At 68.5% G+C, this 12502-nt stretch carries 11 protein-coding genes; 3 read left to right on the top strand and 8 right to left on the bottom strand.

Translation table 11 applies throughout. From position 1 onward, the window contains the following. Positions 1-25: 25 nt before the first annotated feature. The 7 genes from ACZ5V4_RS12740 to ACZ5V4_RS12710 are packed head-to-tail and all read right to left on the bottom strand — an operon-like array spanning position 26 to position 6448. Entirely contained in the window at positions 26-793 is a 768-nt protein-coding gene (locus ACZ5V4_RS12740) for a sulfotransferase family protein (protein WP_464315236.1), read from the bottom strand. 3 nt (positions 794-796) lie between these two features. Then, positions 797-1462 carry a flavin reductase family protein gene (locus tag ACZ5V4_RS12735; RefSeq protein ID WP_464315235.1) on the bottom strand — a complete coding sequence of 222 codons (666 nt, stop codon included), beginning with the start codon at positions 1460-1462 and terminating at the stop codon, positions 797-799. A gap of 52 nt (positions 1463-1514) precedes the next feature. Continuing rightward, complete coding sequence (locus tag ACZ5V4_RS12730) at positions 1515-2762, bottom strand: DegT/DnrJ/EryC1/StrS family aminotransferase (RefSeq protein ID WP_464315234.1); 1248 nt, start codon at positions 2760-2762, stop codon at positions 1515-1517. Continuing rightward, complete coding sequence (locus tag ACZ5V4_RS12725; RefSeq protein ID WP_464315233.1) at positions 2759-3817, bottom strand: NAD-dependent epimerase/dehydratase family protein; 1059 nt, start codon at positions 3815-3817, stop codon at positions 2759-2761. The genes ACZ5V4_RS12730 and ACZ5V4_RS12725 overlap by 4 nt, the downstream gene beginning before the upstream one ends. Continuing rightward, entirely contained in the window at positions 3814-4944 is a 1131-nt protein-coding gene (locus tag ACZ5V4_RS12720; protein ID WP_464315232.1) for a DegT/DnrJ/EryC1/StrS family aminotransferase, read from the bottom strand. Before ACZ5V4_RS12720 ends, ACZ5V4_RS12725 begins: the two co-directional genes overlap by 4 nt. After that, positions 4941-5444 (bottom strand): acyltransferase, encoded by a 504-nt coding sequence (locus tag ACZ5V4_RS12715; RefSeq protein ID WP_464315231.1) that lies wholly within the window; start codon positions 5442-5444, stop codon positions 4941-4943. Before ACZ5V4_RS12715 ends, ACZ5V4_RS12720 begins: the two co-directional genes overlap by 4 nt. Next, the gene (locus ACZ5V4_RS12710; protein WP_464315230.1) at positions 5441-6448 is read right to left on the bottom strand and encodes a Gfo/Idh/MocA family protein; all 1008 of its coding nucleotides are present in this window, start codon (positions 6446-6448) and stop codon (positions 5441-5443) included. The genes ACZ5V4_RS12715 and ACZ5V4_RS12710 overlap by 4 nt, the downstream gene beginning before the upstream one ends. Before the next feature lie 239 nt (positions 6449-6687). On the opposite strand from ACZ5V4_RS12710, the gene ACZ5V4_RS12705 reads away from it, so the two are divergent. From ACZ5V4_RS12705 to ACZ5V4_RS12695, 3 genes are all read left to right on the top strand, one after another. Then, positions 6688-7635, top strand: coding sequence for a UDP-glucuronic acid decarboxylase family protein (locus tag ACZ5V4_RS12705; protein ID WP_464315229.1), 948 nt, complete (start codon positions 6688-6690; stop codon positions 7633-7635). 150 nt (positions 7636-7785) lie between these two features. Next, a complete protein-coding gene (locus ACZ5V4_RS12700) occupies positions 7786-8772 on the top strand; it encodes a glycosyltransferase (RefSeq protein ID WP_464315228.1) in 987 nt (328 codons plus the stop codon). Then, positions 8769-10160, top strand: coding sequence for a glycosyltransferase family 2 protein (locus ACZ5V4_RS12695; RefSeq protein WP_464315227.1), 1392 nt, complete (start codon positions 8769-8771; stop codon positions 10158-10160). Before ACZ5V4_RS12700 ends, ACZ5V4_RS12695 begins: the two co-directional genes overlap by 4 nt. Here ACZ5V4_RS12695 and ACZ5V4_RS12690 read toward each other — a convergent pair. Then, entirely contained in the window at positions 10152-12500 is a 2349-nt protein-coding gene (locus tag ACZ5V4_RS12690; RefSeq protein WP_464315226.1) for a hypothetical protein, read from the bottom strand. The genes ACZ5V4_RS12695 and ACZ5V4_RS12690 overlap by 9 nt on opposite strands. Positions 12501-12502: the final 2 nt, after the last annotated feature.

Below are 12502 nucleotides of genomic sequence, written 5' to 3'. Positions count from 1 at the left end.
ACAGTCCCAACGCGCCCTCCCAAGCTCATGACTCGCCCCGCCAGGGCTCGAACCCGGGGCCCAGCATGGCGAAGAGCTCCCGGTTGGGCCCTTCGAAGTAGGCGTCGAGGGCCTTGCGGTCCTTTTCCGAGAGCCGCTCCTGGCTTTCGTCCACCGCCGGGTTCACGTCCCCCAGGCCCAGGCCGTCCCCGGGGCGGACCTCGACGCCCAGGAAGTCGTGCACCTTGGTCATGAGCCCGGCCGGGTCGCGGATGATGTCCTCGAAGTTGAGGCAGAGGATCCGTTCGCGGGGGAAGAGGTCGAAGTAGGGCTTGAGCTGCCTGGCGTAGAGCCCGCGCGAGAGGTAGGCGTGGGGCCGCACGAAGCGCAGCCGTTCGGGGAGGTCGCGCCCGCGCTGCTCCTCGAGCTCCATGGCCCGCTCGAAGGTTTCCGGCTCGTGCCCGTGCTGGCGCGACCACAGGTAGTTGGAGTGCGCCCTGGCCCCGGGCTCGCGCAGGAGGAACATCAGCTTGACGTCCGGGAGGTTTGCGTGGATGCGCCCCGCGCTTTCGGGGTTCTCCAGGTAGTAGGTGTCCTTTTCCCCGGCCACCGCGCCCTCGGGCACGTCCGCGAACCAGGTGCGCAGGTAATGGTCCATGCCCTTGGCGTAGATCTCGTCGATGTGGAAGAACTTGGGCTCGGGCACGAAGGGCCTGGCCATGTACACCCGGGGGTGCCGGTCCAGGGCCTCCACCAGCCAGGTGGTGCCCGCCCTGGGGGCTCCGCCGATGATGAAATGGGGGATGGCGCTCACGGGTTACTCCTCGCTTTCCTGAAGCCCGCCCTCTTCGCCGAGGAAGCGGGGCATGCTGAGCCAGACGAGCTTTTGCCCGCCCGTGGCCAGGGATTTGTCGATGTGCACGGCCTGGACCCGGCCCATGACCCAGTTGTGGGTCCCCAGGTTCTGGATGGAATGGACCTTGGCCTCCAGGCTGATGGGGCACTGCCTGAGGATGGGCGGCTCCACGTAGCGGGACGGGGCCTTGGTGAAGCCAGCCTTGGCGAACTTGTCCGTACCGTCGCGGCCGGTCAGGCTGCCGCAGATGATCACGCGCTTGGTCATCTCGGAGGACATGCAGGGCACGTTCAGGGTGAATTCCGGGTGGGCCTCGAGCAGGTCCAGCGAATAGCGCGGGCCGTTGCCGCGCGTGGAGCGCTCGCCCCCGAACACGGGGAAGCCCACGGTGAAGGGATGCGCGCAGGTCACGACCATGCAGGAGATGGTCATCACGTTGCTTCGCTCGCGGTTGCCCGTGACCAGAAACCCGATGGACGTGGGGAAGAACGTGGGCCACCAGGCCCCGTAGCTTTCCTGGGGCACGTCCCGGATGTCCTTGAACAGGGTGTCCCCGTCGTCGTCCCAGTGGGAGAAGTCGGAATCGGGGAGCGGATAGACGTATTTCGGCGAGTATGATTTACCCATGGCGAGACAGTTTCCTCGTTTGGCGTTGCAGGCCGCCGGATTCGCGGCTTTTTTAGCGCCACAGCGCCTTCTCCAGGCACTCGGCCACGTAGGCCACGTCGTCCGGCGTCATCTCGTGGTGCAGGGGCAGGATGATTCCCGCGTCGCGCGCCTGTTCGCTGGCCGGCAGGCAGCCCTTTTCCCAGACGCCCGCGTAGGGCGGCTCCAGGTGCGCGCACATCACGCCCCGGCGCGTGCCCACGCCCTTGTCCAGAAGCTCCTGCATCACCGGGACCTGGAGCGCGGCGTCCTCGATGCGGATAAAGTAGCTCTGCCAGTTGGTGCGCGCCCATTCGGGCTCGCGCTGGAGGGAGACCCCGGGCAGCGCGGCCAGGGCCTGCCCGTAGAGCCGCGCCAACTCCCGGCGGCGCGAAACCATCTCCGGCAGGCGCTTCAACTGCTCCACGCCCACGGCGGCCTGGATGTCCGTCATGCGGTAGTTGAAGCCCGCGACCAGATAGTCCTCGAAGACCACCTTTCCCGCGCCGTGCCTGGCCGCGTCGGACAGGCTCATACCGTGCTGGCGCAGCAGCCTGAACTGCGCGTCCGCGCCCGCGTCCGTGTAGGTCAGCATGCCGCCGTCGCCGGTGGTGACGATCTTGCGCGGATGGAAGCTGAAGCAGGCCGTGCGCCCGTGGGGCTTGCCCACCGGCTCCCAGGTGGCCCCGCCGTCGAGGCTCAGCGCGCTGCCGCAGGCGCAGGCCGCGTCCTCGATGAGGGGAATTCCGTGGCGTCCGGCCACGGCCAAAAGCCCGGCCAGGTCGGCGGGCATGCCCAGCTGGTGCACGGCCAGGACGGCCCCCAGGCGGCCATAGGGCTCGCGAAGCCTCTCGAACAGGCTGCCGGGCACGGCGAAGCGAGCTGCGTCGACGTAGCGCAGGCCCTGCTCCGTGGCCTCGAACTCCCTCTCGATGACCCGGGCCAGGGTCTTGGGGTCCATGTTCAGGGTGTCCGGGTCGATGTCCACGAACACGGGTTCCGCGCCCACGGCCCGCACGGCGTTGGCCGTGGCGATGAAGCTGTGGCTCACCGTGAGCACCACGTCGCCGGGCCCGACCCCGCACTCGGCCAGGGCCATCTGCAACGCCACCGTGCAGTTGGACACGGCGCAGGCGCGGGCCGCTCCGGTGAGCGCGGCGAAATCGTCCTCGAAGCGTTTCACGCGCGGGCCCTGGGTCACCCAGCCGGAGAGGACCGCCTCGGCGGCGGCGGAAGCTTCCTCCTGGCCGAGCCAGGGTTTGGCGAAGGCGACCTTTCTCATGCCTTGCCGCCCTGCCCGGTGCGCTTCTCCGGCAGCCAGTCCTCGCCCGGGAAGTTCACCCAGCTGGCGGCGGTGCTCACGGACTCGACCACCTCGGGCGTGAGCTCCACGTTCCGTCTGAACCAGTCCACGGTCCTGGCCAGGCCCTCCTTGATGGAGACCGAGGGGGCCTCGCCCAGGAGTTCGCGCAGGCGGGAGTTGTCGCCGTAGAGGCGCAGCACGTCGCTCGGCCTGCCTGGCAGGAAGCTCGGTTTGGCCCCGGAGCCGGTGACCTCCAGGATGAGCGTGGCGATGTCGCGGATGGAGACCTCGTCGCCGTGGCAGAGGTTGAACGTCCCGCCCACGGCCTTGTCGCACTCCAGCAGGCGCACGAGGAAGTCGGCGGTCTCGGCCACGTAGGTGAAGTCGCGGGTCTGCGAGCCGTCGCCGTAGACCGTCAGGGGCAGCCCGGCCAGGGCCTGGAGGATGAAGCGGGGGATGACCTCGCCGCTGATGCCCTCGTAATGCTCGCGCGGGCCGTAGTTGTTGTGGGGCCTGACGATGACGGTCTCGAGCCAGCCCGCGCGCTGAAACACCTGGGTGTAGTATTCGCCGGTGAGCTTGGACGCGCCGTAGATGGTCTCGGGCTTGAAGTGGTAGTCCTCGGGCATGGGCACCACGTCGGCCGTGCCGTTGACCTCGGAGCTCGAGCAGTACAGGTAGCGCCGCACCCCGGCCGCGCAGGCGGCTTTCAGGGTATTGAGCGTGCCCGTGGCGTTGACCTCGTGGACCTCGGTGGGCCTGCGCAGGCTCAGGCGCACGTTGCGGCAGGCCATGTGGAAGACGAAGTCCATGCCCCGGAAGGCGTCCATGAGGGCGCCCTCGTCGCGGATGTCCAGCTCGGCCACGGTCACGGCCGGGTTGGACGCCTGGAGGACCAGATTATCCCTGTCCCCGGTGGAGAAGTCGTCCACCACCAGCACCTGGTTGCCAAGCCCGGCCAGCCTGTCCACCAGGTGACTGCCTATGAATCCCGCGCCGCCGGTGACGGCGACGCGCGCGCCCGTGATCTTCATGCCTTGCCTCCGAAAGCCCCGACCTCGGCGATGACCCGGTCAACCTGGTCCTCGCGCATGCCCGGGAAGAGCGGCAGGCTCAGGAGCTCGCTCGCGGCGGCCTCGGCGCGGGGGAAGTCGCCCTTGGAGAAGCCCATGGAAGCGTAGCATTCCTGGAGGTGCAGCGGGATGGGGTAGTGCAGGCCGGTCTGGATGTTCTTTTCGCCCAGGTGGGCCGCCAGGGCGTCGCGGTCCGCCAGGTGCACGACATAGAGGTGCCGCGCGGGCACGTTGCCGGGCAGCACGGCCACCGTGCGCAAAAAGCCCATGGAGGAGAAGGCCTGGTCGTAGCGGTCCGACACGGCCCGGCGCTGTTCGTTCCAGCCGGCCACGTGGGGGAGCTTCAGGCGCAGAAAGCCCGCCTGCACGGCGTCCAGGCGCGCGTTGGTGCCTTCGAGCTTGTGTACGTACTTGCGCGCCTGTCCGTGGTCGCGCAGCATCTTCATCGTCTCCATGGCCTTGGCGTCGCCGGAGGTGACGGCCCCGCCCTCGCCGCAGGCCCCGAGGTTCTTGCCGGGGTAGAAGCTGAACGCGCCCGCGTCGCCCAGCGACCCGGCGGGCTTGCCCTCGAAGGTCGCGCCGTGGGCCTGGCAGGCGTCCTCCACGATGAAGAACTCGTACTTGCGGGCCAGGGCGCGCAAGGCCCCCATGTCCACGCACTGGCCGTACAGGTGCACCGGGACCACGGCCTTGGGCCTGGGCGAACGCTTCAGGCGCTCTTCCAGGAGGTTCATGTCCATGAGGCTGGTGGCCGGGTCGATGTCCACGAACTCGAAGCGCGCCCCGGTCTGGGAGATGGCCTCGGTGGTGGCGATGAACGTGTTGGGCACGGTGACGACGGTGTCGCCCGGGCCCACGCCCAGGCCCTGCAGGCCCAGGCGCACGGCGTCGGTGCCGCTGGCCACCGCGGCGCAGGCCGGAGAGCCGCAGAACGCCGCGAATTCCTCTTCGAAAAGGCTCACCTGCTTGCCGCCGATGAAGCCGGACGTGTCCAGGGCGTCGGAGAGCACCTGGAGCATGGCGGGCTTGAGGGGCTTGTGCAGCAGGGCCAGGTCCAGGAACGGGATCACTTCATATGTATCGGTCACTCGAGTTCCACTCCGTTTTCGTCGATGTGGCGCAGGATGCGCGCCGGGTTGCCGGCCACCACCGCCCTGGGCGGGACGTCTCGCGTGACCACGCTGCCCGCGCCGACGATGGCCTCTTCGCCCACGGTCACGCCGCACAGGATGGTCGCGTTGCTGCCGATGGAGGCCCGGCGGCAGATCCTGGTGGGGACGCACTGCCAGTCCGAGCCGCCCTTCTTGGACCCGTCGCGGTTGGAGGAACGGGGAAAGCGGTCGTTGGTGAACATGACGCCGTGGCCGATGAAGGCCTCGTCCTCGATGGTCACCCCGGAACAGATGAAGGAATGGCTCTGGATCTTCACCCGGTCGCCCACCACCACGTCGCGCTGGATCTCCACGAAGGTGCCTATGGTGCACTCGTCGCCGATGACGCAGCCGTAGAGGTTGGCGAACCCGACAAGGCGCACGTCCCTGCCCAGGCGGACATCAGGCGCTATCTTCAGCAGGCCCTCGCCGCTCACAGGGCCACCCGCCTGCCGCCGTTGGCCAGCGACTCCTTGGAGGCCTCCAGGATGCGCACCACCTGGGCTCCCTCGCTGGCCCCGGCCAGGGGCCGGGTCCTGCCCACGATGCAGTCCACGAAATGGCGCGCCTCCACGCCGAGCGCCTCCTGGTGCAGAAGCTTGGGGGCCCACATGTCGCCGGTGCGGTAGTCCACCTTGACCTTGTTGATCGAATCCGGGTCGTTGGAGATGAGCACGCCCTTGTCGTAGACCTTGACCTTCTCGCTGGCCTCCAGGTCGTCCCAGACCACCATCTTGTTGGTCCCGGCGATGAGGGTCTTGCGCACCTTCACGGGCGCCAGCCAGTTGAAGTGGAAGTGCGCCACCATGCCGGTCTCGTATTCGAGGTGCAGGTAGGCGACGCTCTCCATGCAGGCTCCGCCGTGGCAGGCCCCCATGGCCTGCACCGAGACGGGCGGGGTGTCCACCAGGTGGCTCAGGATGGCCAGGTCGTGCGGGGCCAGGTCGTGGATGACGTTCACGTCCTTCTGGAACAGACCCAGGTTGATGCGCACGGAGTCGAAGTAGAGGATGTCGCCCAGCACCTTGCTGTCCACGAGTTCCTTGATCTTCTTCACGGCCCCGGTGAAGAGGAAGGTGTGGTCCACGGCGATGATTCGCCCCAGGGACTCGCCCAACTCCATGAGCTCCAGGGCCTCTTCGTAGGTCTGGGTGAAAGGCTTTTCCACCAGGATGTCCTTCCCGGCGAGCAGCGCCTGCTTTGCGAGGGGGTAGTGGTGGGAGACGGGGGTGGCGATGAGGATGGCGTGGATGTCCGGGTCGTTCAGCAGTTCGTTGTAATCGGCGGTCACGTGAGCCGAGGGATACAACTGTTTCGCCGCTGCTGCCCGTTTCGGTTGTTGTTCGCAGATGGCTGCGAGCCGGACTCCTTCCTGTATTGCGAAATTTCTTGCGAGATTCGGTCCCCAGTAGCCAAAACCGACAAGCCCTATTCCCTTCACGCCATTCTCCCTCTCAGACTGGAAACCAGCCTTTGTTTGATTGCAAACATTATCAATGTCGCGCTGGTTCCGTCAAGGACGCAGCCAGGGGACCGAAGCGTCGCCCGCTTCGGCCGGGCAGCCGGGGACGCATGGAACTTCCCCTCTCTCTTCGCCGTCACGGATTTACAAACTCCCGGAAGCGGTTTACAGGCCCAAGGCAAGGACCGCTTCATCTCACCTCAAAAGGATCATCCGACATGCACCTGAACAAACGTGTGCTCGTCACCGGCGGCGCGGGCTTCCTGGGTTCCCATCTCTGCGAGCGCCTGCTCGCCGAAGGCTGCGAAGTCATCTGCCTGGACAACTACTTCACCGGCACGAAGCTCAACATCCAGCATCTGATGGACAACCCGAATTTCGAGCTTCTGCGCCACGACGTCACCTTCCCCCTCTATATCGAGGTGGACCAGATATACAACCTGGCGTGCCCCGCCTCGCCCATCCACTACCAGTTCGACCCGGTGCAGACCACCAAGACCAGCGTGCACGGGGCCATCAACATGCTCGGCCTGGCCAAGCGCGTGAAGGCCACCATCATGCAGGCCTCCACCTCCGAGGTCTACGGCGACCCCTCCGTGCACCCGCAGCCGGAGTCCTACTGGGGCAACGTCAACCCCATCGGCTTCCGCTCCTGCTACGACGAGGGCAAGCGCTGCGCCGAGACCCTCTTCTTCGACTACCGCCGCCAGCACAACCTGAAGATCAAGGTCGTGCGCATCTTCAACACCTACGGCCCGCGCATGCACCCCAACGACGGCCGCGTGGTCTCCAACTTCATCGTGCAGGCCCTGCAGGGCAAGCCGCTCACCGTGTACGGCGAAGGCCAGCAGACCCGCTCCTTCTGCTACGTGGACGACCTGATCGACGGCTTCGTGCGCTCCATGAAGACCCCCGACGAGTTCACCGGCCCGGTGAACCTGGGCAACCCCGGCGAATTCACCATCCTGGAGCTGGCCAAGCTGGTGATCGAGTACACCGGCTCCAAGTCCAAGATCGAGTACCGCCCCCTGCCCGCGGACGACCCCAGGCAGCGCCGCCCGGACATCACCCTGGCCAAGAGCGCGCTGGGCTGGGAGCCCACGGTGAAGCTGGCCGACGGCCTGAAGAAGACCATCGAGTACTTCGACTGGTTCCTGAAACGCTAACGCGGCTACAGTGAAAATACTCCGGCGGGCGATTGCGCCCGCCGGGCCGAACCCGGCATCGTGCACGGCGGCCCCGGCATGATGCCGCTTCGCGTGGGGCGCGCCCCCGCGCCAAGCGCCCAAGACGCTAAGGATTTCCGGGAGTAGACCATGGCAGACAGCCCCTTGTTCTCAGTCATCGTGGCCTTCAAGGAGCCGGGCATCGAGGTGGAGGAATGCCTGCGCCACCTCTTCGAGTCGGTGGAAACCAATTATGAGGTGATCCTCCTGCCCGACAGCCCCATGGCCGAGGTCAAGGGCCTCTACGCGCACCCCTCCGTGCGCATCGCGCCCACCGGCGACGTGGGCTCGGCCCGCAAGCTCGACGCCGGGGCCTTCGCCTCGGAAGGGCGCTACCTGGCCTTCATCGACGACGCCTGCCGCCCGGAACCCTACTGGCTCACCTACGCCCGCCAGGCCTTCGAGCGCGAGGCGAACCTCGCTGCCGTGTGCGGCCCGGCGCGCACGCCCGCATCGGCCCCGTTCGTGGCCAGGGCCTGCGCGGCCTCGGCGTATTCGCGCTTCACGGGCGGCCATCCCCGGCGCCTGCTGCCCGTGCCCCCGCGCGGCGACGTGGGAGCCTGGCCCGCCTTGAACCTCGTGGTGCGCCGCGACGCGGTCAAGCTGACCGACGGCGTGGCGGCCTGCGGCCGGGACGCTTCGGACACTGGCTTCAGCAAGGCGCTCGCCGCCAAGAGCCTCGGGCGCATCCTGTACCTTCCCGAACTGCTCGTCTGGCGCGCGGGCGAGGCCGACCTGTGCGCGCACCTGAAGCGGGCCGGGGACGCCTCGGCCAGGCGCGGGCACGAGGCCCGCTTGAGCCCCGGCGCGGTCTGCAAGTGCGCCTACCTGCCCCCCCTGCTGCTTCTCATGCTGGTCCCCGGGCTCTTCGTGCTGCCCTGCTGGCTCCTGGAGGCGGTGTTCTTCGTCTACGGCGCGCTGGTGGCGCTCGGCGCGGCCGACACCCTGCGCCACGAGTCCCTTGCCGTGACCCTGGCCGCCGTTCCGGTGACCGTGCTCACGCACTTCTGGAGGGGCTGGAGGTTTTTGCGCGGCTGGTTCGCCAAGGACCTCCCGTCCGTGACCCGCGGACAGTGAGCCACGCCCCCTCGCGCCTTTCGGCCCTGGCCTGGGGCTTGGCCGTGGCCGCGCGCCGCTCCCTCGGGCGCTGGCCCGTTTGCGAGCGCCTGATCCAGCGCCTGCGCCGGGCCTTTCCGGGCCTGAAGCCGCCCGTGGCCGCGCCCCCGCCCATGCCGGGGGGCCAGCCCGAGGCCCTCGCCGAGCCCCTTCCCTTCGTCGATTACGAGGAGGCGTCCGCTCGCGACGTGCTGGCGCTTCTCGCACCGGGCGACAGCGCCTTGCCCGCCGGATGGCTGGCCGGGCAGCCGGGACGCCGCTTCTTCGCGGTGTCGCCCGAGGCGGACCAGCCCCCCGGGGCGCGGCAGGAAGGCCCGGGGCTTTGGCGCGTGAGCCTGCCCTGGCCGGGTGGAAAAGGCCTGGAGGACGCCCCCCTCGACGAGGCCCGCACAGTGGCGCTTCTGGAATTTTTCGACACCTTGCGCAGGGAGCACGGCCTGGTCGAGGCCTCGGTCCTGCCGCTCTCCCCCGCCTGGGAGCCCCTGGCGGACGCCCTGCGCGACGCCTCCGGCTGGCCCCGCGTCGAGCCCGGCGCAGGGGAAAGCCTCGACGACGCCCTGCTCCGGGCGCTGCCTTCGGCGTCCATCGTCATCGTCACCTACAACAACCTCGCGTACAACAAACTCTGCCTGGAGAGCCTGCTGCGCCACCGGGGCTACCCGAACTTCGAGATCATCGTGGTGGACAACGCCTCCGCGGACGGCACGCCGGACTTCCTGCGCGAGATGGAGGCGGCCCACCCGGAGATCACGGCGATCCTGAATCCGGACAACAGGGGCTTCGCGGCGGCCAACAACCAGGGCCTGGCCGTGGCCAGGGGCGAGCGTCTGGTGCTGCTGAACAACGACACCGTGGTCCCTCGCGGCTGGCTGACCCGGCTCCTGCGCCACCTGGAGGACCCTTCCGTTGGCCTGGCCGGGCCGGTGACCAACTCGGCGGGCAACGAGGCGCGCATCCCGGTTTCCTACTCGAGCCACCTGGAGGTTCCGGGCTTCGCCCTGGCCCACTACGCCAGGCACCCCGCCCCCGAGCGCTTCGACATCGCGGTGCTGGCCATGTACTGCGTGGCCATGCGCCGGGACGTGTTCGAGCGCGTGGGGCCTCTTGACGAACGCTTCGGGGTGGGGATGTTCGAGGACGACGACTACGCGCACCGGGTGCGCCTCGAGGGGCTGCGCGTGGTCTGCTGCGACGACGTCTTCGTGCACCACTTCGGCGAGACGTCCTTCAACAAGCTCAAGACCGACGGCCGCTACAGGGCGCTCTTCGAGGAGAACCGCGCCAAGTTCGAAAGCAAATGGGGCGTGGCCTGGAAGCCCCACACCTACCGCAAGGAATTCTCAGGGTAACGACAGCGGGGCCAGGTGCGGCCACTTGCGGCCGTACGCCCTGAGGGCGTCGACCAGCGGCCCGCCCTTCCCGGGGGTTGTCATGGTCAGCCGGTAGCCATGCACCACGACCGGCACGTCCGTGTGGCTCGTCAGGTAGAGAAGCCCCCTGACGGCACCCTCCGGCGCGGTGAGCCCGTCCCGGGCCATCTCCACCGGGCCGCCCTCCCGGGGCACGGGCGCGGGCAGCAGGGACACGCCCAGAAACCCGCCTTTCTCGTCGTGCCAGTTCACCTGGAAGCGCACGATCGCCTCCCCGGCCCCGTCAGGCGCGGCCTCCACGCGCAGCGCAAGGGAATAGACCGCCCCCGGGGCCGCCTCGAAGGGCAGCAGCCTGGGGTCAGACACGGTCACGCGCGCGGGTTCGGCCAGGCTTTCTTTCAGCACCGTCACGGGGCGTTTCCTGATCCTGTAGAGCACGTAGTTCTGCGATTCGCGAAACACCTCCAGGCGGTCCGCGATGACGGACGGATGCAAGGAGGCCACGCCCCGCAGGCTCGGGGCCTTGCCGTAGAGCAGGTAGTCGAAGGATTGCAGCAGGGTCTCCGGAGTGAGGACCTTCCTCTCCAGAAGCTCCAGGACGAAGCTGTTGTGCCACGTGAGCGAGTAGAGCTGGCCCTTGAACACCCCCCGGAACTCCTCGTTGAAGGCGAGCACCCACGTCTTCTTGTCGTCGACGCTCGAGAGCACCTCCATCACCGGGTTGTCCACCCACTCCGCCGCGCGCGGATGAAAATACGCGGGCGAGAAGTGCGCCATGCCCGGGGCCTTGGCCAGGTAAACCGCGCACGGGGCCGTGAGGGCCGCCGCCGCGAGTACTGCCACGGCCTGGCGGAGCCGGGGCGGGCGCAGGCGCGAGAACGCGGTGTCGAGCGAGGCGGCCACCAGCGGGATGGTCAAGAGAAACGCCGGGAGCAGGTAGCGCGCGTTGCGCGACTGCATGAGCGCCAAGGCGAAGCTCGCCGCGCACAAGAAGCAGACCAGGGCGTACTTCCGCCTGTACCGGGTGAAAAACGGCAGGAACGCGGCGGGCAAAAGCAGCAGGTGGTAGCCCAGGCCGCCGGGGGCCATCTCGATGAACCTGTCCGTGTGGAAGACCATGCGCCACAGCGCCGTGAACCCGTAGCCCAACTCGCTCTTGCCGAAGGGGTCGGGGAAGGCCTCGCGCGGGAAATACGGGCTCTGGAACACGTTGTTCATGGCCGGGAAAAACGGGTTGCCGGTCTTGTGCCAGATGACCAGCACGGAGGGCAGCGCGGGCAGCAGGAAAAGCGCGAGCATGGCCGCCGCGCGCAGGCACGTCTTGCCCGGGCGAACGAGCCCCCGCCGGGCGGCCAGCGCCAGCGAGAACCCCAGGGCCGAGAGCGCCGGGACGGCCAGCGAGACGATGCTCGGCTTCACGAACAGGGCGCACCCGAAGAGAAACCCGCACGGCGCGGCCGCGCGCGCGGCCACGCGCCATCCGCGCACCAGCAGGAGCACGGCCGGAAAGGCGTACAGGCAGACCACCATGTCCACGTAGAGGATGCTGGACAGCATGAACACCAGCGGCGTGGCCCCGACCAGGAGCACCACCAGGCGCTGCGCGAAGCGTCCGGGCGCGACCTGGCGGGTGACGCGCATCAGGCACAGGCAGGCGGTGAGCCCTGCCGCCACCTGGACGTAGACCATGGCCGAATGCCCGCCCAGGGTCAGCAGGTACAGGTAGAGCATGTGCGCGCCCAGGGCGAAATCCCCGTACACGATGGAGCGGACGACGTTGTAGTCGTAGTGCGTGTTGTTCAGGATGTCCCAGGGGATGGCCACGTGCTTGGTCAGGGCGTCGTAGGCCGATATGGGGGCGCTGGCCTTGAGCGTCCAGAAGAAGGCCACGGCCAGGAAGAGGCAGGCGCAGAGCCTGTCGCCGGAGGCGAAGCGCGCGAATATCCTGCCCGCCTGCCCCAGGTGGCGCGACAGGGCTTCGCGCCGCCAGAGGATCACGGCGGCCGAGAGCACGAGGAAGAGGCTCTGGGAACGCAGGCTGCCGAACGTGCTCAGCCAGACCAGGAGCGCGAGGACCCCGAGCCCCGAGGCGAGGCGCGCCAGCAGGGCGTCCCCGGCCTTCAGCCCCCGGAGCGGGACGAGCCCGCCCAGGGCCAGGCCCGTGAGCAGCATGAGCCCGGCGAGCGCCAGGTCGAAGATTATGTTCAGGTAGACCGCGTAGAGCCCCACGCAGGCGAGCAGGGCCAGGGGCAGGCCCGGCGCGGCGCCGTGGCGCGGCCCCGGTCGCGGCGTGGTCCTTCCTGCTGTGCGCCCAGGCATCC

The sequence above is a fragment of the Fundidesulfovibrio sp. YSD1 genome (assembly GCF_055397115.1).
This window is presented reverse-complemented; position numbering and strand designations above follow the sequence as displayed.